The following is a 19,716-nucleotide window of genomic DNA, read 5'->3' on the forward strand; positions in this document are numbered from 1 at the left end:
CGTAACCGGCATTCTGCCCGCACTTATCGACGGGCATGGTTTTTTGGCGGAGTCAAGAGCCTGTTGCTGTGAGTGGCCTGAGCGTAGCGTTCCGTCTCGTTTCGGGTCTTCCTAGAGAGGTGCTCGTCGATGGGTTACGCACGGGGTCGGTCGCGAGTCACGACAAAACCATCGGACGGTTCGCCGAGAGCGGAGGCGGCGGTCTCGATACTTCCTCGAACGCCGGTGCCGATGCGCTCCCGCTTGCGCCTGGGATTGGTGCTGGTCATCTCGGTGGTAATCGTGGTGGCGCAGGCGGGCGTCGCCCCGCCAGCAACAGCAGCACCGGCGCCAGCTGCTACTCCGGCTGAGACGGCGGCTCGTGACGATCTGGGTGCGGCTCGTATCACGGCCCGCAGCACCGGCAAGCGAGTAGAGGTGCTGCGCGAACGCACCGACGTGACCCAGGTTTTTGCCAACCCCAACGGTTCGTTGACCATGACCTCCTCGGCGCGTCCGACGCGCGTCCGACGCACTGACGGCACCTGGGCAGCGATAGACACGACCCTGACGGCGGTCGGCGCTGGCATCAAGCCGACCGCCACGACGGTGGACCTGACGTTCTCCGCCGGTGGCACCGGCGCGCTCGTGAGCATTGAGCACGACGGTACGAAGCTGGAAGTCCAGCCACCGACGATGTTCGGCGCGATGCCCAAGCCGGTTCTCGACGGTGACACAGCCACCTACCGGGAGGTCCTGCCTGGCGTCGATTTGCGGCTGACCGCTGACGGCCAGGGCTACTCCGAGGTTCTCGTGGTCAAGGACGCCAAGGCGGCGGCCGACAAACGGCTGGCGACAATCACCTTCCCGTCGTCCGTAGCTGGTGGTGAGCTCAAGGCCGACGCCCACGGCAACCTGCGAGTCGTAGGCCGAGACTCCAGTCGGCCGGTGTTTGTCGGCGCTGCACCGAGCATGTGGGACTCATCCACGACTCGCTCCGGCGCAGTCGGCGTACGGCGCCGGGCAGGGCTGGGCACCAAGGTCACGCCGCAGACGGTCAGCGTTACACCGAACCAGGCGCTGCTGAAGGATCCCCGCGCGGTCTATCCGCTGTACATCGACCCTGGGGTCACGGTGACCACCGGAGTGTGGTCACTGCTTGAGTCCGCGGACCCCAATACGGCGTACTACAACACCTCGGCGTCGGCAACGATCGGCACTTATAACTCCGGCGCGGCCAAATTCCGCTCCTTGTTCGGCATGGCTTCCAACCCGCTGAACGGCACTCATATTTTGTCGGCGTCGTTCCGCATCCATGAGATCGAAGCATGGGACTGCGACTCGATGCCGTTCGAGCTGTGGTCCACCTCAGCGATCTCCTCGGCAACGACCTGGAACAACCCGCCGACCTGGAATTCGCTGCTGGGGACACAGTCCTCGGGCGCCGGTGGTGATGCCTGCCCGGCCGCTGACGTCTCGTTCCCGGTGACTTCCACCGTCCAGGCCGCCGCGGACGCCAGCGCCTCGAACACGTGGCTGGGAGTCCGGGTGAACTCGGCACACGAGTCCGACAGCGAGTATTACAAGCAGTTCGACAACAACCCGGTGCTGGACGTCACGTACAACACCAAGCCAGCGACCCCGTCCGGGCCGACCCTGTCGAACTGCTACATCAACTGCAGCGCTCCCTGGAAGGTCTCTTCCGACAAGCCGCAGTTCTCGGTCATCGTCACCGACGGTGACACCGGCCAGCGGGTGCAGGCCGAGTTCCAGGTGCGTCAAGGCACCACCGTGATCGCCGACGCGCTGTCAAACTCAGGCACCAGCGGCGCCTGGGTGTATTGGACGCCGTCGACCGCGCTGACCAATGGCCAGTCGTACACAGTGCGAGTCCGCAGCTACGACGGGGTCGACTACTCCTCCTGGTCCGCGGACACGACATTCAGCGTAGACACCACCGCGCCGGCCGCCGCGACGGTGACCAGCACCTCGTACCCGTCCGGCGCATGGTCGCTGGGCGCAGACCAGGCTGGCTCGTTCACCTTCGGCTCCAACACCGACTTCGCCGGCTTCGTCTACGGGCTGGACGAGAACCCGCCGACCACCGCGGTCCAGGCCAGCGCCGGCGCGGCCACCATCTCTCTGACGCCTGAGGTCGACGGGCCGCACACACTGTACGTACGGCCCCGGGACGCCGCCGGTAACTTCGGCCCGGTGACCTCGTACGCCTTCAATGTCGGGCAGGCCGCACTCACCCTGCCGGCCAAAGGCCAACTGGTCATCAGCAGCACGGGGGTCCAGGCCGTAGCACCGGCCACGGCCACCGGATACACCCTGCAATGGCGGCGCGCGGACACCGATGCCTGGACCAGCGTGCCGACCAGCGATGTCACTCTCGCGGTAGGCGGCGGTGCGGTGACCTGGCCGCAGTCACGCGTGTCGGGCGCCTTCCCCAAACTGACGTGGAACGTGGCCAAGACGTTCAACGACGCGGAGGCCGGCACCACAGCGATCGACGGCCCGGTGCAAGCGCGCGTACTGACCTCCGGATCTGGCTCTACCTCATCACCGCTGCGCTTCACCTTGGACCAAAGCGCTGAGCAAGCAGGGACCGCAGACGTCGGCCCCGGATCAGTCAACCTGGTCACCGGCGACCTCGCGGTCTCCTCCACCGACGTGACCGTCAGCTCCTACGGTTCAGACCTGAGCATCGGGCGGACCTTCCACACCCGGTCCGCGGCGACCGCCGACCCGTCCGGCATGTTCGGCACCGGATGGATCAGCACCGTCGGTGTGCAGCAAGAGCAGCCCGACTACACCGGCCTGACAGTCACCGGCTCCGTGGTGCAGGTCGGCACCGAAGACGGATCCACGATCGGGTTCACCGCCACCAGTAGCGGCTTCAGCCCCGAACTCGGGTACGAAGACCTGACCCTGACGCACCCCAACACCGCCACCTACCAACTCGCGGGCCTGGACGGCACCGTGACCACCTTCACCGTTCCCAGCGGCTCGACGCTGTTCAAGCCCACCGCGATCGACACCCCCGGGTCCGCGCAGACCACCACGACATCGTGGGAGACGGTGACCATCGGATCTGCCTCGGTGACACGGCCGACCCGCATCCTCGCCCCGGTGCCGGCCGGAGTCAGCTGCGGAACCGGTACGAGCGGCCTGGTCAAAGGCTGCCGGGCGCTGACCTTCACGTACGCGACCGCAACCACAGCAACCTCCACCACACCCGGCGACTACACCGGACGGGTCTCCCAGATCAGCTTCGTCGGCTGGGATCCCGACCTCGCCACCCCGGCCATGCGGACGGTCCCGGTCACGAAGTACGCCTACGACAGCGCAGGGCGGCTGGTCTCGCAATGGGATCCGCGGCTGGACCACGACGGTGGCCAGCACCTAGCCGTCACTTACAGCTACGACAGCAACAGCATCCTGAGCACCATCACCCCGGTCGCGCAGCAGTCGTGGCAGCTGAGCTACACCACAATCCCCGGCGACACCGGCACGGGACGGCTCAAGCAGGTCAGCCGCTCCGCCCTGGCTGCCGGAACGGCGACCACCACCGTCGTCTACCAGGTTCCCACCGCCGGCAGCGGTGCCCCCTACGACCTGTCAGCCACCCAGACCAGCCGATGGGGCCAGGCCGACCCGCCGGTGCAGGCCACCGCGGTGTTCGGACCCGACCAAGTACCGGACGGCTCGCAAAGCGCCGGCACCATGCCGTCGTCCTGGACCCGAGCCCAGCTCACCTACATGGACACCTCAGGGCAGGTAGTCAACACCGTCGAGCCAGGCGGCGCCACCACGGCCAACTGGTACGACGCGACCGGCAACGTCGTGCGGTCGCTGACCGCCAGCAACCGCGACCGAGCTCTGAACGCCAGCACTGCCGACACGACCGCCGACGAAGCGGCACTGGCCGCGCGACTCTCCACCACCAACCGGTACGAGGCGTCCGGTCGCCGGCTGAAAGAGTCCTTCGGACCCGAGCACGACACCGCCGTCCCGAACGTTTCAGGCGGCTGGACCGAGCAACGCGCACGCACCCACACCACACTCACCTACGACGGAGGGGCCCCTACAGGTGGGCCCTACGACCTGGCCACCACCAGGATCACCGGAGCGCGACTGACCGACGGCTCCGACGTGGACACCCGCACCACCACCATCGGCTACGACTGGACGCTGCGGGTTCCGACCTCCGTGACCACCGACCCGGCTGGGGTCAACCTGACAACCCGGATGACGTACGACAGCACGACCGGCCTACCTACCTCAACGACCGCTCCTGCGGGCGGCACTACCACCAATACACCCCGTACCACCCAGGCGATCTACTATTCGACCGCCGCCAACAGCACCTACACCACGTGCGGTATTCACCCCGAATGGGCGAACCTTCCCTGTCTACTGCGTGCCGGGGGCAACCCCTCGGCGGGAGCACCGATTCCAGACAAGTTCATCACCTATGACCTGTACAACCAGCGCGAGGTGATTACCGAGAAGACACCATCAGGAACGCTCCTGCGCACCACCACGAACACCTTCGACAGCGCGGGACGCCTCCTGACCGAAGCGACAACGGCCAGCACCGGAACCGCACTACCGACGAAGAAAAACGTCTACGACGCGACAACTGGTGAGCTGACTCAGACGCAGTCGCTGTCCGGGGCAACAGTCACCGCCCAAGTGAGCCGCTCGTACGACACCCTCGGCCGCATCTACCAGTACGTCGACGCGGACAACAACACCACCGCCACCACCTACGATCTTCTGTCGCGGACCGCCACCGTCAACGACGGCAAGGCAACCCAGACCCTCAGCTACGACAACCGCGGCCAACTGGCGCAAATAGTCGACACCCAAGCAGGTACCTTCACCGCCGGATACAACGCCGACGGCAAACTGGTCACCAAAGGCCTGCCGGACACCCTTACCGTCACCACCGGCTACGACGAGACCGGGATGGCAACAACACGCTCGACCAGCGCACCCGGCTGCACACCAGCCACGAACTGCATCGACGTCGACGAGCAGGTCAGCATCACGGCACACGGACAGTGGGCCACTCACTCGACGGACTTCTCCGGCCAGCAGTACACCTACGACAAGACAGGCCGGCTCACCCGGGCGCAGGACTACATCGAGCCGATCTTCGGCTACTCCGGCTGCACCACCCGCGTCTACGGTTTCGACGACGCCAGCAACCGCACGAGCTACCAGCGCTACGCCCCCGCGCCCGGAGGCGGGTGCCAGACCAGCACCGCATCGGTGTCGCGAACCCTCACTTACGACACCGCAGACCGAGCCGCCACCAGCGGCTACGCCTACGACGCGCTGGGACGCACTACCACGGTTCCTTCCGCCGAGACGGAGAATCAGGCCGGCAATCTCACCGTCTCGTACCACGTCAACGATCTGGTCCGCAGTCTCACCCAAGCCGGGGCGACGACCACCTACACCATCGACGTGCTCCCCGACCGGGTCCGGTCCTGGACCGATGGGACCACGACCAGCACCGACCATTACAGTGACGACAACGACTCCCCGTCCTGGACCGCTACCGGCAGCACCTATACCCGTTACATCACCGGCCCCGACGACCTGCTGGCCATGACCTACGACTCCGGCAGTGGCGAACTTGCGACCCGGCTGGGCGACCTGCACGGCAACGTCATCGGCATCATCACCGGCGACACCGCACCCGAGATCCAATCAACGTACGAAACCGACGAGTACGGCGTCCCCTACGACTCTGACGACATCGGCGACGTCCGCTACGGCTATCTCGGCCAACACCAGCGTGCCACCGACAACCCGGCCGGCATCTCCCTCATGGGAGTACGTCTCTACAACGCTGCAACCGGTCGATTCCTCACCACCGACCCTGTCCAAGGCGGCAGCGCCAACCCGTACGACTACTGCTATGCCGACCCGATTAACTGCCGCGACCTCGACGGCCGAATGGCCGTAGTCGCCCTCGTCGGCATGGCGGCGCTCGGAGTCAGCTTCTCGGAAGTTGTCCTTGTAATCGGTATGGCCGTCCTCGTGGGACTGGTCGCATGGGCTGTCTGGCACGGCACCCGGGCTGCAGTCGACCGATTGCGGGTAATGTGGACCAAGCATGCCAAAAAGAGGCAAGGCCAACGGCACATATCTAACGATGAGATTCAAGATGCCATTCGCTCAGGCCGGAAGGTGGCAGGCAAAACGAAAGGTACGACAAAACACATCGGCAAGAAATTCTGGGTCGTCACGGACAACAAATCCGGCAGGATCATATCGGTAGGCCGTAATTAAGGGTGGAATGCTGGAAATGGACTTAGAGCTGACGTACGACGAGGAGGCTAATGCCGCCTACCTCGAACTAGCGCCAAAAGATGACCAACCGCGGCTACGCCAAGTGTGGGCAAGCACCGAGGGCCTGAACTTCGACCTCGTCCTCGACATCGGCGCCGATGGACGACTTATGGGAATCGAAGTAATCGGCGCTCGAGACGCTCTAAGTAAAGAAATTCTTGACGCGGCATCCGCCGCGTCCTGACCAAGTCTCAACGGGAGGGGCTGGCTTTGTCGGCCCCTCCCGTTGGCCTCGTCAGAACCCCTTATCGCGCCGGAGCGAAGAAAAGTGAAAGGTGCGTTGGAATCGGATGAAGTGGCGTCCGATGGCGGCGCGTCGGCAACTTCCTGGCAAAATCTGGTCGGGATGCTGATAGCGATCGGCGTTTGGCTGCTCGTTTACGCTGCCATCAGTGGAGACTGGTGTTCCGCATTACAAACGATGCTTGGTTGTTCGATCGCAACTACTGGTGGGCGGCCCTCAACCGTTTACGGAAGAAACTCCGCTGGCGGCGCGAATCCCTGGGTCGGCGGAATCAATAACCTCTTTGGGCCTCGGGTGCTCCCTACGGTTAGGTACTGAACCGCCGGTCCGGGGCCCAAACCAAGGCTTAGCCGCCAGCGGACGATTGGCCGCTGATGGTTCCCAGGGTTGACGCGCCTGATTCTCGAGTCGCCTCGCCGGGTGACTATTGGTCAAACCGGCAGATAGCCTTCCGCCGGCGTTGGGCTCATATACCTCGATGGCGAGCCGTATCTGGTTCTAGCCGGTGCGCTCTATTGATAAAATAGGGCCCGGGCGACTGCCGACGTCGGCGGCGTAGGTCATCCAGTCGCCGGCAGAGAGCCTCTGCCAGTAGACGGTGACGTCGATGCTGAGACCGACCTTGCGGGCCAGAATCGCCGCGGGAACCTCGGCCGCCAGCGCGAACAACGCCGTGTTACGTCCGACCTGCGGGCGCACACCGATCTTGCGCAGCCGTTTACGCATGCCGCAGTCGCCGATGGGGTGGCCCGGGCGGCTGCCGGGAAACAGCCAGGGTGAGGCGCCGGGAGCGCCCAGCACCGACCGGCCCCTCCGGGTGGCCAGCAGTTCGCGCATCATCTCGTCCAGCGGCGCCGGCAGCAGGATCGGTGACGGCCCCAGGTGCAGCAGCACCGTGCCAGCGGTGTCGCTGACCTGGTCCGCGCGCAGCCGAATAATCCTGGCCACCCGCTGGGCGTAGAGCAGGACGAGCAGACCGGCCATCCGGTCCGCAGGTGCCAGGCTGGCGTCGTGCAGCAGGCGGCGGGCGACCGCCCACCGGTACTCCTCGTCGAACGGACCGCTCGGGCCTCGCGGCGCTGGCGCAGCGAGGACCACGCCCGACGCGTGCCGGTGCGCCACGGCCCAGCGCAGGAAACCCGCCGTCTCCCGGCGTTGAACCCCAGGATGAAGGGCGTAGGCGTCGACGTCGTGCTGGTCGCAGGTTGCCATCGTCCGGTTCCGCTCGGCCAGCCAATCCAGGAACGCCACCGCAGCGGCGAGGTGTTTGCGGATGTTAAGGTACTGCTGCTGGGCGATGGCCTCGTCCGGCTTGATCCGTTGACGCAGGCGTCGCAGCATCCGCCAATGCGCATAGCCGTGCACGATCCGCCGCTCGATCATGTCGCTACGAGCACTGGTCAACTCGCGAGCCCACCGTTCCAGAGCGAACAGCCGCTCGTCCCGGAACGGCAGCGTGCCGGTCGCTACCAGGACACTGCGGATGTGCGCGAGTGTGGCGCCGGGTGGCATCTCGTCGAGGGCGCGGTGCTCCATGGGCGCTACCGAGTCACGCAGCCGGGTCAGGACCGCGCGGACCCGTGGTTTGCGAACCCAGGCCAGCGCTTGATCCGGGCGTTCGACGCCGACCAGCGCGGTGCGCAGGCTGACCAGCTCCGCGGGAAACGGCGTGCCGGCAGGGGTGAGCAAATCCTCCAGGTGCAGGTCGAGTTGGCAGCGTTGGCAGGCGCTGCTGTTGGTTTGCCACCCGGTGCCGCAGCGGCCGCACGACTTCCAGAAGTCCGGATCGGGGTTCAGGCAGCGGGCGCAGATGGGCTTGTCGAGCGTGCCGGCGCGTACCACCGCTACGGTGCGGCACCGACTGCACCGGGCCCACCGCTGCCGGCATGCTTTGCACCAGGCCAGACCTGTGATCTGCGAGAGATTGACCTCTTTGTGCTGGCCGCACAGCGAACAACTGCCGTACTGGCCAGGCCGGCAGGTGCCGCACACCGGCTGGCCGTCCTCGCCCCGTGACTTGACTTCCCGCCGTTTGCCGCACCCCGAGCAGCGTTCACGCACGATCGGGTCACGCCGCAGGCAGCTGACACAGACCAGCAGGCCGGCGTCGTCGCGCCAGGTCAACGCTCGGTGTTCACCGCAGCGGCTGCACGGTTGCGCGTTGGCCTGCTTATAGCAAGGTTGGCAGGCCCGGGTGCCGTTCAACGACTGCGTCAGCGGCCGCTGCTGGCCGCAGCCGGGGCACTGGGGCATCGTCACGGTGGTCGCGCCCGCCGCGATGAGCCGTTCGGCGAATTGCAGCACCAGGGGTTCCGGCGCGTCGGCGCCCTCGCCGGTCAGCAGGCCGGGCCGTTGCGTGATAATGCGGGCCATTCGCCGCCGAAGCACACCGCGGACCGCGACCTCGGTCAGGATCGTCGTCACCGTCGCGGTGCTCAGCGTCGGCTCCAGCTTAATGATCAGGTCCACCAGCGCAGACTCGTCGATGCCGTCATCGGGACACTTCTGACACAGCGGCCGGCCGTGACGATCCCGCTTGCTCACCACCCGGGTCCGGCCGCAGCTGAGGCAGACTTCCCTCGGCCGCGAGCAAGGCCCACACAGCCAGAAACCGCCGCGCTTGCTGAACAGGGTCCGTAACTCTTTCTTGCACCCGCAGCAATGTGGAGCCGACACCTCGCCCGCTCCGGCCTTGCGCAGCGCGGCCAGCAGCAGGCCAACCGACCACACCGACGGTGACGCTCCCGTGGTCAGCACGGCCGGGTTGCGCCGTAGTTCCTGCGCGACGCGACCGCGGGTGATCGGCCCACGAACAGTGCGGATCACCACCTGCCGCACCTGCTCGTCACCCAGACTCCGCTCGACGGCGCAGACCATGGTCACGATGTCGTCCAGCGCATCACCGCGCGGCTCGCCTGCCGCACTGGTCACGACGGAGTGATCCGGGCCCGTTTGGGCCGCAGCGTGCCCAGGCCAGGCTCGGCCTCATCCTGCCCGACCGCAGCTTTGCGTGGCGCCGTCCGGCCGGTGGCCGCGGCGACCGGCTCGATCAGGTCGTCCATCCGGCACCCGAGAATGTCGAGCAGGGCCATGAGAATCTTGAGGCTCAGCCGTTCCGGGCGCTCCACCACCAGGCGGTAGACCTGGCTGGAAGACAGCGTGATGCCGCGCTCGGCCAGCAGCGGGATCAGGTCGCTGGTGGAGAACATGCCCTGATCGGCCATCACCTTACGCAGATGCCACCGGTAGTCGAGCTTCGCGGTCATCGAATCAGTCCCTTCTGCGCCAGGTCACCTGAAGGCCGGGGACAACGCCCGCTGCAGCGCCGTGTCCATGAAGTCGTCGCTGACGTGCGTATAGATCGCCGTTGAGCTGTCCTTCTCGTGACCGACCTGCTGCTGAATGAAGCGCCGGTCCACCCCATCCTCGGTCAGGTGTGTCACGTAAGAGTGCCGCAACGAGTGCGGGACCAACGCCGTGGGCAGCCCGAGAGCGTCCCGGTACTCGGCGAACCGCTCGTTGATCTGCGCCGAACGCAGCCGGCCGCCGCGCTCGGTCACCCACAGCGCGGGATGATCCGGAAAACCGAACCTCGGTCGGACGTTCTCCACGTAGTCCGCGACCGCCTCCACTGCCCAGTCCATCACCGCCAGTACGTTGCGCCGTCGCGGCGGCTGCCCCCGCTTGGCCTTGCCGAAGCGCACCAGCAAGGTCCCGTACCGGCCGAACCGGGCCGCCTTCGGGTTGCGGCCGAAGTCGAGCAGGTCCAGCTTGGCCGCCTCGGTCCGGCGCAGACCCCAGCCGTAGATCACTTTGAAGATCGTGGCGTCCCGGTACGCAGCGAGCGCTCCCTTACGGCCCGAGCGCAAAGTGCGCTCGACCTGCTCGTCCGCGTAGTCGAGGAAGCGCTGCAGCTCATCGCGGCTGAACGGCCGAGCCTCCGGTCGGCCCTCGTAGTCCTGCAGATGAGGGATGGTGTTCCACTCGTGGCAGATCGCCATCGGAAACGTGCCGAATGCCTCCTCGCAGGCCGGCGCCCAGCCATACCGGGGATCCACCAGGAACTCGGTGAACAGCCGAACTGCGCACTGATAACCGCGAACCGTCGAGGCCGCCAAGTGCTGCTCGCTGGTCAGCGAGGTGGACCACTCGTCCATATGTCCCGGCGACCAGCGCCACGGGTAGTCCGCCGCAAACCGCTGGAAGTGCCGGATGATTCGCAGTCGATCATCGATCGTTGCCTGGCTAAGGTTTCTCGCCAGTTGCTGCGATCGCCAGCCACTGAGCATGGCTTCGAGCATGGCGTCCTCGGGATGTAGCTGCCGCACGCCCGTCACCAACTCCAAGCGAGCCGTTCCGCTCAAGTTAGACCTCGAACCCACCATTGCACCTCCCGACAGATGCAGGAATCATGCATTAAATGGGATGCATAGGAAAGCTGTGCAGGTCAGAGGTCGGGCGGTAGGTTGGCCATCAGGCCGGAACGACACCTTTCGCCGCCCTGGCAGGGCACCGCAGCTCCCATCTGATGCAATACCGGAGGGTTCGCGTATCCCTTGTGCCAGAAACAGCAGCGCAACTGGTAGCTGATCTCCCAGGGGCCGCGTTTGCGTGCCAGGGAGCCACTGCCGGCCACTTCGCTGGTCGCGCGGTCGACGATGACGAACTCACCCCAGACGGGTGTGCTCACCTTGCGGGCGGCGACCGCCGCCGCGGTTGCCTGATCGACCGGACCGCCGATATAACGACGCACCCGCGTGTCGGTGGCCATCTCGATGAGTTCCGGCTCGTCGCCTCGGGCGGGCGGGCGCAGCCGTACCCGATCGCCTTCGAGGTGCGGCTGCAACCATCCCGTCATGGCCGGCTCCCGGGTGTCCACCGCGGGCTGAATGTGATCATCGTGCGCTCGCGGCGTGGACGGCAGCGGCTTTTTCCGCGCAACGAGCGCACCGGGTGGGACACGGCGTCAGAGCTGCGGCCTGGGCGAGGCCACTGGTGTGCAGGATGCTCGTCACGACCTCGTCAAAGCCCGCATGTTCGGGGATCACGACCTCGTTCGGCACACCGAGCAGGTCCCGGTCGGTGTACCAGCCGGCCATCGTTTCCGGTGCTACCGGGATCGGCTCGGCCCGGCCCAGATGTCTGCGCACCGTCTCGTCGAACGACACGTCCAGATAGAAACACGCAGTCGGCCCGGCATGCTCCCGCAGCAAGGCACGCAGCGGATCACCGTACTGGCCGGTGTGCAGGATGCCTTCCAGGATGACGTGGTATCCGCCGTCGAGGGCAGCGCGGGCCATCGCGGTGATGAAGCCCGGCGCTACCCGATCGGCGCCGCCTCCGCCGTGTTCACGCAGAATCACCCGACGCAGATGATCTTGCTCGATCAGGGCTACACCGCGCTGCCCGTACCGGCGGCGCACCTCCCGCGCAGTGGTGGTCTTGCCGCTCCCGCTGTTACCGCGCAGCAGCAACAACAGGGGCCCGGCCGGGGCGTGCTGGCCGCCGGTCATCGCTGGCTGCCCGGTGCCGGCCACGTGATCGCGGTGGTGGTGTGCCGGCGGGGCACGGCAAGTTGCAGGTGCTCGGCGGCAGGCAGGGCTGTGCCGGCGGGGTGCACGGTGATGCTCGGGGCCGCTCCGTGCCGGAAGTCGCGGTCCCAGGTGGTGACGAGCTCGATCAAGTCGGCGGCGAGCTTGGCGGCGGCCGGTCCGAACCCGTGGGCGCCGAACTGCCAGTCGTTCTCGGCGACCTTGCGCATGGCCAGGTACGCGAAGCTGTCGTCGGCGAGCAGGGTGGGGCAGGTGAATCGGTCTTGCGGGTCCATCAAACCCTCCGTGGCCTTACGGTCCACGGTGAGCGCGCCGAAGGGCCGGGGCTGGCTGGCCAGCCACAGGTGCAGGCTCTCGAACGAGGTGCCCTCGTCCATGGTGATCGTGACCGGCGCCCACACTTCCACCCTGGGCCGGTCCAGGGCTGCGGTGAGCGCGTCGGTGTTCACCTCGATCGGGTCGTCGAGCAGCAGGACGATGTCGTTGCCGCGGAGCGGCACCCGGCGGGCGAGCTGGCGGCGCTCGCCTTGCATCGGCACGAACCCGCACTGCAACGCCGCGGTCGCGACGAGGTGATCTTCCTGGCGGCGCAGGGTGAGGCAGCGGGTCAAGGTCCGCAACCGCAGCGGTATGACCAGGATCCCGTCTGGCGTGAGGTGCTGTGTCCAGGACGGCGCCACGTCGCCCGCTTCGACGGTGACCAGGATCGCGTCGTACGGGGCGCCGGGCGGGTGGCCCAGGTCGCCGTCGCCCTGCACGACGTCCACCTGCGGATAGCCGGCGTGGTCGAGGTAGGCGCGGGCACGGGCGGTGATGTCGGCGTCGATGTCGACGGTGGCGACGTGCCCGGCGGGGCCGACGAGTTCGGCGATCAGCGAGGCGTTGTATCCGCCGGAGCCGACCTCGAGGACCCGGGCGCCGGCCCGCAACTGGGCCTGCTCCAGCATGTAGGCCTGCAGCCACGGCGCCGACACCGAACTCATCGTCTTGCCGTCCGGGCCGCGTTTGGTGGCTACGATCTCGTCCGCGTACGCGTCCGTGACGGGGACGGTGTCCGGGACGAACAGGTGCCGGGGTGCCCGTTCGAAGGCTGCTCTCACCGCCGGGGTACGGATCCACTCCTTGCGGACCAGCCGGGCGGCGAGCTCGGCGCGCAGCGCCTGCGCGGTGGTGTCGTCGCCAGTGACCGTCATGGGTGCACATGTCCTTTCACGATGAGGTGCCGGTGCAGCGGCTGGTACGGCTCCTGCCGCGGGCGAGTCTGGGCGTAAGCCAGTGGATGTCTACGGGGTGCCGGCCTTCAGCGCGTGGGGCGGCAGCGCCGGGACGGGCCAGTGGTCAGGTGCTCGCCAGTCCGACCAGTTCTGAGCCAGTGGGCCGCTGCGGGCTTCGACGAAGGCGACGGCCCGTTCTCGCGCTTGCTCTACGCGCTGGTGGTCGGCGTCGGTGATCACGCCCAGGTCCCGTGCCTGGTCATATTCGTGCTGGTCTTTCCACTGCCAGGCCAGGGTGTGGGGGTCAGCGATGAGGTCGAGCAGCAGGTCGAACGTGTCGATGCCGTGCGGGGTGCGCCGTACGGGCCGCTCGAAGTTGATTTTCCAGTGGTCGGCGCCTCCGGTGATCGGCAGGTAGCGCTGGAGGCTGAAGTCGGGGTCGAGGCCGACCCAGGTCAGGACAGCGGTGTCTTGCCAGATCCATTCGCCGAGTTGCCAGCGCCGGCTGGCCAGGTCGGGGATGCCTTGCAGGCGGGTGGCTTCGTCGCGGGTGTGCAGCCATTCGATCCAGGTGGTCGGCGCGAGGGTGGTGGCGCCGGGCCAGCATGCCAGGGTGAGGCGGGTTCCGTCGTCGTGCAGGACGCGGTGCGCGCCGGCCGTCCAGATGCGGTCGTCGAGCACGTCGCGGCGTACCACTGTTGTTCCGGCCGTAAGAATCGGTGAGGTCATCGTTCGGGATCTCCCTCGGATCGTGCTCCGGCGTAGGGTCGGCGGGTCTGCTGGCTCGGGCAACTCATCGGCGGGACCGCCTGGTGGTTGGCTCGCGGCGTGCATGCCTTCCTCGGCGGCACCGATCGCAAGCCGACGAGGTCTTGCCGTGTCACGCCGGCGCAGACCGGGCGCTACGGGGCTGCGGGACAGCGGCGCGGGCTGCTGGCACCACCCCGGGCAGCGAGACGCGAAGGTCCCAGCCAGGGCAGTCGGGGCCGGTGTTGGGCACCAGCCTGGCCGTCAGGTCCGCAGCGCCGGGCCGGCCGGCGCGCTGCCAGCGGTCCAGCCATGCGTGCAGGACGGTCAGCGATGCCGAGCGGGGAGCATCGGCGAGGATCGTCCCGTCGACCAGGATCATGGCCGCGGAGGTGGGGCTGGTGTGCCCGATCGCGCGGCCCCGGCCGGGCAGATGCACCATGGACAGGCCCGGATCGTCGAGGGTGCCGGTGAACGGATCGAACCGGTCCCAGTCCCAGTCGATCCCCGGCGGGCACGGCTCGGTGTGACCGGCCGTCAGGATCCGGTCCAGGGTGTCGCGGGCGCCGCGGCCGGTGCCGTCCCGGTGGCGCCAGCCGACGCCGATCCAGCACCGCTCGTCGCCGGGGAAGCTGGCATCGACCCAGCGGTGCGGCATGTGCACGTCGTCGTACGCCTGCGCCCGGCTCTGCACATACCCGGCGGAGAACATGGCCTGCACGCGCGGCATGCCATTGGTGACGGCGATGGTGGCGATGACCGTGATCGACGGCAGCTCGACCAGCGGCAGGCAGGCCACGATCCGGCCCGACTCGGCAACCTGGTCCGGCCAGGCTCGGGGTAGCCGAGCAAAGGTGCACCAGCTCACCAAGCGCTGGTATGGAGCCTGCGGCGGGTAGCCGTCGAGGCCATCGGCGACGTGGCAGTCGACGCCGTCGATCCCGCGTTCCTGGTGGATGTCGCTGGCGCGGGCGATCAAGTCGGGGTTCACGTCGATGCTGGTCACGTGCCCGGCCGGCCCGCACAGCTGGGCGAGTAGTGCGCCGCTGTAGCCGGAGCCGGTGCCGATTTCCAGCACCCGGTCGCCGGCCCGCACGTCCAGGGAGGTCAGCTCGCGGCGAATCCCCTCGGACAGGGAGCGGTGCAGCGTTTCGCCGTTTTTCCGGACTACCGGTTCGCCTTTTCGGGCCCGAAGCAAGTTCACTGAGAGTCACTCCGTTCGTCGCAGTCGGGTGTCAGGCCCGGGGGTATTTCGTCCAACGAGTAGCTCTTCAACGTGGTGCGATTGTGGCCGATCGGCTGGAGACGTCGATGGCCTAAGTCCGGCCGTGCTGTCGAGCCTGCGCATGCAGGGCGGCGGGCATACCCCAGGTCTCCTCGGTCGGCGGCCGGTTCGGCCGCCCGCGGCTTAGCGCATAGCGGACACTCTCGTCACGAAATGTCCTGCCGCTGGGTTCCGGTGACGGCAGCTGGTCCGTTACAGCGGCCTGCATTGCGAAGGGCGTTCCGGCGGCGTGGATCATCGCGGGCCGGAACGCCCTTCGGTGTCGACAACGGCGCACGCACCGTCTGAGGCTGGCGGGTCACGGCCACGCAACACTCCTGCCCTTCGCGTCATAATTCTGTAGTTGCCAAGACTTTGCAATAGGGAATACTGGGCAGCATGGCGATCTACACGCTTCCCGACATGCCCTACGACTACGGCGCGCTCGAGCCGGCCATGTCCGGCCAGATCCTGGAGCTGCACCACTCCAAGCACCACGCCGCATACGTCAAGGGCAGCAACGACACCCTCGACCAGCTCGCCGAGGCCCGCGACAAGGGCGACTACACGGCGCTGGTCGGTCTGGAGAAAACCCTGGCGTTCAACCTCTCCGGGCACGTGCTGCACTCGATCTTCTGGAACAACCTGCGGCCCGGCAGCAGCGCCGACCGGCCCGAAGGGGAGCTCGACGCCGCGATCGCTGAGCACTTCGGCTCATTCGAGGCGTTCTCGGCCCAACTGTCCACCGCCACCAAGGGTGTGCAGGGCTCCGGCTGGGGTGTCCTGGCGTGGGAGCCGCTGTCGCAGCGGCTGATCGTCGAGCAGATCTACGACCACCACGGCAACGTCGGGCAGGGCTCCACGCCGATCCTGGTCTTCGACGCCTGGGAGCACGCGTACTACCTGCAGTACAAGAACGTGCGCCCGGACTACGTCGACCGCCTGTGGAACCTGGTCAACTGGGCGGATGTGACCAAGCGGTTCGACGCGGCCCGCGCCGCCGGCAACCCGATCATCGTCGCGCCGTGACCGGCACCGGCCCGGAGCACGACGACAGCACGAGGGCCAGCACCCCCGAGCCGGCGGGTCCCGGGCCGGTCTTCCTCGGCGCTCAGCAGGCCGCCGGCGTCATCGCCGCCAAACACCGCGGGGACTTCGCCGGCGCCGAACAGCTCCTGGAAGCGATGGGTGACCCGCGCGCCCAAACCCGTGGCTTTTGCCTGCTCGCCGAACTGGCCCTCGCCCTGGTCCGTGCGCAGACCGGCCAGCCGATGGACGAGCTGATCCAAGAGTTGACCCTGCTGATGGCCGACTCTGCGACCAGCGGGCCACCCACCTGAAACGGCGGCGACGCCCACTTCACCTGATCACCGGGGGTGCGGTAGCGGCTGGTGTCTGCGCTAAACCGTTAGGCACCCCAGGTGCGCTGGCTGACCAAGGGGCCGGCGGGCTCATGGGCGGTTGCGGCTTCTTGGTCGAACCTTGCCCTGCCCCTTACCTTTTCCTGGCCCGCTCCTGGACGGTGACTGCCTAACGTCTTCGATGTCCCCAGTTACGGACGTCGACCTGGTTCGGCGGTTATGGAAGAGGCCCCTGTCGTGAAGCTGAAGCTGATCATTCCCGCTGCTCTGCTCGTCGTCGCTGGTCTGTCGGCGTGCTCGCCCGCGTCGGAGACGGCGACGACGCCGGCCGGTAACCAGCAGGCCGCCGGTGCGCAGACTCAGACGGGTGCGGAGGATAACGACAACGATGGCGGCACGGAGACCAAGGAGGAGCCGCTGACCGGTGAGCTGAAGGAGAAGGCCGAGGCGGCGGCCTTGGCGAAATTCCCGGGCACGGTGAAGAAGAGCGAGCACGACGCGGAGAAGCCGGGCCTGTACGCGGTGGAGATCGAGAAGAAGGGCGGCGGTGAGGTCGAGGTGTACCTGGACACCGAGTTCAACGTGGTCGGCACCAAGAATGAGTCCGGCGACAAGGACTGAGCCTGGCTGAACTGCGGCGGTGGCCGTGTTCGTATCCCCGGATACGGCCGCGCGGCGGCGTGAGCGCACGTGATCAGCGAGATGAGGGCGGACACGGTGGTGGGCGCAGGACAGGCCGGGCGAGCGGTGCCGATGCGGGTACTGCTCGTCGAGGACGATTACCGGATCGCGGGTCCGCTGGCCGAGGGTCTGGGCCGTTACGGCTTCACCGTGGAGCATGTCGGTTCCGGCGCCGCCGCGTTGACCGCTGGCCCGGCCGATCTGGTGCTGCTGGACCTGGGCTTGCCTGACATCGACGGCATCGACGTATGCCGGGCGCTGCGGACGGTTTCACCGGTTCCGGTGATCATGTTGACTGCCCGGGATGCGGAGAGCGACCGTGTCGTCGGGTTGGAACTGGGTGCGGACGACTACCTCGCGAAACCGTTCAGCTTGCGGGAGTTGATTGCCCGGATCAGGGCGGTGCTGCGCCGTGCCCATGCCGAGCCGGTGCCGTTCGCCGGTGTGGTGGTCCCGGTCGCGGTGGTTGCGGAAAGCCGTGCGCCTGAGCGGACGGCCGCGCCGGCCGGTGTGCAGTCGCTGGGCCCGCTGGTGCTGGACCGGCGGACCCGGCAGGTGCAGGTCGCCGGCCGGCAGGTGGCGTTCGCGCCGAAGGAGTTCGATCTGTTGGCACTGCTGGCCGAGGACCCGGGTGCGGTGTATTCGCGGCAGCAGATCCTGGACAGAGTCTGGGATCCGCACTACTTCGGGCCGACCAAGACCTTGGATGTGCACGTGGCCGCGGTGCGTCGCAAGCTCGGTGATCCGGCGGCGATCGAGACGATCCGCCGGGTCGGGTTCCGGTTGACCTGGACCGGCGAGCAGGTGCCGGCATGACCCGGCGGTTGCTGATCTCGTACTTGTCGCTGGTGCTGCTGGTTCTGGTGGCTCTGGAGATTCCGCTGGGCGTGGTCTACACCCGCGGTACCGGCGAGCGGTTGCTGGCCGGGATGGAACGCGACGCGGTGGTGCTGGCCGAGCGCAGCGAGGAGGCCATCGAGGAAGGCGAGCGGGATCGGGTGCCGGGACTGCTTGCCGCCTACACCGGCAGCATGGGCGGCCGGGTCGTGGTGATCGACCATGATGGTGACCTGGTCGCGGACACCGCGCCCGGCCGGTCGACGCGCCCGGCGGATCCCGTCGCCCTTACCCGGGCGTTGGACTCGCAGCGCAGCTCGGGCTATCTGGCTGCCGCCGATGCGTGGGTGGTCACGGTCCCGGCCGCGTCCGGGACGACGATCCGAGGCGCGGTACAGCTGAGCTTCCCGGCCGCAGCCGCGACTGCGCAGAACGCGCAGGTGTGGTGGGTGCTGACCGGTGCCGGGGTTGCGGTGCTGCTGGTGGCCGCAGCCGTCGCGGCGGGGCTGGCGCGCTGGATGAGCCGACCGTTGCGCGATCTGGAGCAAGCGACCGCGAGGCTGGCCGACGGGGTGGCTCCGGATGCTGCGCGGTTGGATCAGGGACCACCGGAGCTCCGGCGGCTGGCAGCGACGTTCACCACGACCGCGGACCGGTTGCAGCGGCTGATCGCCGGGCAGCGGGCGTTCGCCGCGGACGCTTCACATCAGTTGAAGACGCCGCTGACCGCGCTGCGGCTGCGGCTGGAGAACCTCGAACCAGCCCTGGATCCGCAGGCGTATCCGAGTCTGGACGAGGCGGTCGCCGAAACTGACCGGCTCGCCCGCATGGTGCAGGGCCTACTGGCCCTGGCCCGCCTCGACGATGCCGCGATCGCGCCGGTGGCCGTCGACGCCGACTCAGTGATCGCCGACCGGGCCGCCGGGTGGGCGGCATTCGCCCAGGAACAGCAAGTGACGCTGACCGTGACCGGAGCACCGGCCGGTGAAGTTCTGGCGGTACCGGGCGCGCTGGAACAGATCCTGGACAACCTGCTCGCGAACGCGCTGCGCGTCGCCCCGGCCGGCAGCACGCTGACGATCACCACCCAGCAGGACAGCAGAACCGTCACCACGATCCATGTCATCGATGAAGGACCGGGGATGAGCGAGCACGACCGGCGCCGGGCCTTCGACCGGTTCTGGCGATCGCCGCAGGCCCGCGACGACGGATCCGGGCTCGGCCTGGCCATCGTCGAACGACTCGTGCACGCCGGCGGCGGCCACATCCACCTCGATCAAGCGCCTACCGGCGGTATCGACGCCGTCATCCAGCTGAGCCGGGCACCACAACGGCCGGCACCCCTGCTGCGGCGCCCACGTACTCAAGTCCTGCAAACCTTGGGCTGACACCCGCATCACGAAGGAGACGGATGGGACAATTCCGGATGTAGTCGTGTCGTCCCCTCCGACGCGAGTGACCTGCT

Annotated in this window: 15 protein-coding genes; 7 read left to right on the plus strand and 8 right to left on the minus strand. The window is 67.6% G+C overall.

The features are described 5' to 3' along the window. Positions 1 to 231 precede the first annotated feature (231 nt). Both ACSHV8_RS00740 and ACSHV8_RS00745 read left to right on the plus strand, forming a co-directional pair. Positions 232 to 6,291 (plus strand): RHS repeat-associated core domain-containing protein, encoded by a 6,060-nt coding sequence (locus tag ACSHV8_RS00740; protein ID WP_436536647.1) that lies wholly within the window; start codon positions 232 to 234, stop codon positions 6,289 to 6,291. Between the two features lie 16 nt (positions 6,292 to 6,307). Beyond that, positions 6,308 to 6,535: a DUF2283 domain-containing protein gene (locus ACSHV8_RS00745; RefSeq protein ID WP_436528348.1), complete on the plus strand. Its 228-nt coding sequence runs from the start codon at positions 6,308 to 6,310 to the stop codon at positions 6,533 to 6,535. A 558-nt stretch (positions 6,536 to 7,093) separates the two neighbouring features. Here ACSHV8_RS00745 and ACSHV8_RS00750 read toward each other — a convergent pair. The 8 genes from ACSHV8_RS00750 to ACSHV8_RS00785 form a co-directional block, all read right to left on the minus strand. Further along, entirely contained in the window at positions 7,094 to 9,526 is a 2,433-nt protein-coding gene (locus tag ACSHV8_RS00750; protein ID WP_436528350.1) for a hypothetical protein, read from the minus strand. Further along, on the minus strand, positions 9,523 to 9,861 hold the full coding sequence (locus ACSHV8_RS00755; RefSeq protein WP_436528352.1) for a helix-turn-helix domain-containing protein: 339 nt from the start codon (positions 9,859 to 9,861) through the stop codon (positions 9,523 to 9,525). Before ACSHV8_RS00755 ends, ACSHV8_RS00750 begins: the two co-directional genes overlap by 4 nt. 24 nt (positions 9,862 to 9,885) lie before the next feature. Continuing rightward, complete coding sequence (locus ACSHV8_RS00760) at positions 9,886 to 10,932, minus strand: tyrosine-type recombinase/integrase (RefSeq protein ID WP_436536649.1); 1,047 nt, start codon at positions 10,930 to 10,932, stop codon at positions 9,886 to 9,888. Between the two features lie 110 nt (positions 10,933 to 11,042). Then, complete coding sequence (locus ACSHV8_RS00765; RefSeq protein ID WP_436528354.1) at positions 11,043 to 11,453, minus strand: GNAT family N-acetyltransferase; 411 nt, start codon at positions 11,451 to 11,453, stop codon at positions 11,043 to 11,045. 37 nt (positions 11,454 to 11,490) lie between these two features. After that, positions 11,491 to 12,108 (minus strand): AAA family ATPase, encoded by a 618-nt coding sequence (locus ACSHV8_RS00770; RefSeq protein WP_436528356.1) that lies wholly within the window; start codon positions 12,106 to 12,108, stop codon positions 11,491 to 11,493. Then, entirely contained in the window at positions 12,105 to 13,340 is a 1,236-nt protein-coding gene (gene fxlM / locus ACSHV8_RS00775) for a methyltransferase, FxLD system (RefSeq protein WP_436528358.1), read from the minus strand. Before fxlM ends, ACSHV8_RS00770 begins: the two co-directional genes overlap by 4 nt. Before the next feature lie 90 nt (positions 13,341 to 13,430). Beyond that, positions 13,431 to 14,042 carry a hypothetical protein gene (locus ACSHV8_RS00780; protein ID WP_436528360.1) on the minus strand — a complete coding sequence of 204 codons (612 nt, stop codon included), beginning with the start codon at positions 14,040 to 14,042 and terminating at the stop codon, positions 13,431 to 13,433. Positions 14,043 to 14,241: 199 nt separating this feature from the next. Further along, entirely contained in the window at positions 14,242 to 15,312 is a 1,071-nt protein-coding gene (locus tag ACSHV8_RS00785) for a protein-L-isoaspartate O-methyltransferase family protein (protein WP_436528362.1), read from the minus strand. 459 nt (positions 15,313 to 15,771) lie between these two features. Between ACSHV8_RS00785 and ACSHV8_RS00790 the strand changes: the two genes are divergently transcribed. The 5 genes from ACSHV8_RS00790 to ACSHV8_RS00810 all read left to right on the plus strand — a co-directional run bounded on the left by ACSHV8_RS00790 (position 15,772) and on the right by ACSHV8_RS00810 (position 19,639). Next, positions 15,772 to 16,401: a superoxide dismutase gene (locus tag ACSHV8_RS00790; RefSeq protein ID WP_436528364.1), complete on the plus strand. Its 630-nt coding sequence runs from the start codon at positions 15,772 to 15,774 to the stop codon at positions 16,399 to 16,401. After that, positions 16,398 to 16,712, plus strand: a complete 315-nt coding sequence (locus ACSHV8_RS00795) for a superoxide dismutase (protein WP_436528366.1) — start codon at positions 16,398 to 16,400, stop codon at positions 16,710 to 16,712. Before ACSHV8_RS00790 ends, ACSHV8_RS00795 begins: the two co-directional genes overlap by 4 nt. A 258-nt stretch (positions 16,713 to 16,970) precedes the next feature. Next, on the plus strand, positions 16,971 to 17,354 hold the full coding sequence (locus ACSHV8_RS00800; RefSeq protein ID WP_436528368.1) for a hypothetical protein: 384 nt from the start codon (positions 16,971 to 16,973) through the stop codon (positions 17,352 to 17,354). A 69-nt stretch (positions 17,355 to 17,423) separates the two neighbouring features. Beyond that, positions 17,424 to 18,230: a response regulator transcription factor gene (locus ACSHV8_RS00805; RefSeq protein WP_436528370.1), complete on the plus strand. Its 807-nt coding sequence runs from the start codon at positions 17,424 to 17,426 to the stop codon at positions 18,228 to 18,230. Beyond that, positions 18,227 to 19,639, plus strand: coding sequence for a sensor histidine kinase (locus ACSHV8_RS00810; protein ID WP_436528372.1), 1,413 nt, complete (start codon positions 18,227 to 18,229; stop codon positions 19,637 to 19,639). Before ACSHV8_RS00805 ends, ACSHV8_RS00810 begins: the two co-directional genes overlap by 4 nt. The last annotated feature ends 77 nt before the right edge of the window (positions 19,640 to 19,716 follow it).

This window comes from Actinoplanes sp. HUAS TT8 (assembly GCF_051380535.1).
In the GTDB taxonomy this organism is placed as follows: Bacteria; Actinomycetota; Actinomycetes; order Mycobacteriales; family Micromonosporaceae; genus Actinoplanes.

Coding starts and splice junctions, on each gene's coding strand:
- ACSHV8_RS00755 (WP_436528352.1), bottom strand. CDS start 9,861: ATGACCGCGAAGCTCGACTACCGGTGGCATCTGCGTAAGGTGATGGCC.
- fxlM (WP_436528358.1), bottom strand. CDS start 13,340: ATGACGGTCACTGGCGACGACACCACCGCGCAGGCGCTGCGCGCCGAG.
- ACSHV8_RS00770 (WP_436528356.1), bottom strand. CDS start 12,108: ATGACCGGCGGCCAGCACGCCCCGGCCGGGCCCCTGTTGTTGCTGCTG.
- ACSHV8_RS00740 (WP_436536647.1), top strand. CDS start 232: ATGCGCTCCCGCTTGCGCCTGGGATTGGTGCTGGTCATCTCGGTGGTA.
- ACSHV8_RS00810 (WP_436528372.1), top strand. CDS start 18,227: ATGACCCGGCGGTTGCTGATCTCGTACTTGTCGCTGGTGCTGCTGGTT.
- ACSHV8_RS00745 (WP_436528348.1), top strand. CDS start 6,308: ATGGACTTAGAGCTGACGTACGACGAGGAGGCTAATGCCGCCTACCTC.
- ACSHV8_RS00765 (WP_436528354.1), bottom strand. CDS start 11,453: ATGACGGGATGGTTGCAGCCGCACCTCGAAGGCGATCGGGTACGGCTG.
- ACSHV8_RS00790 (WP_436528364.1), top strand. CDS start 15,772: ATGGCGATCTACACGCTTCCCGACATGCCCTACGACTACGGCGCGCTC.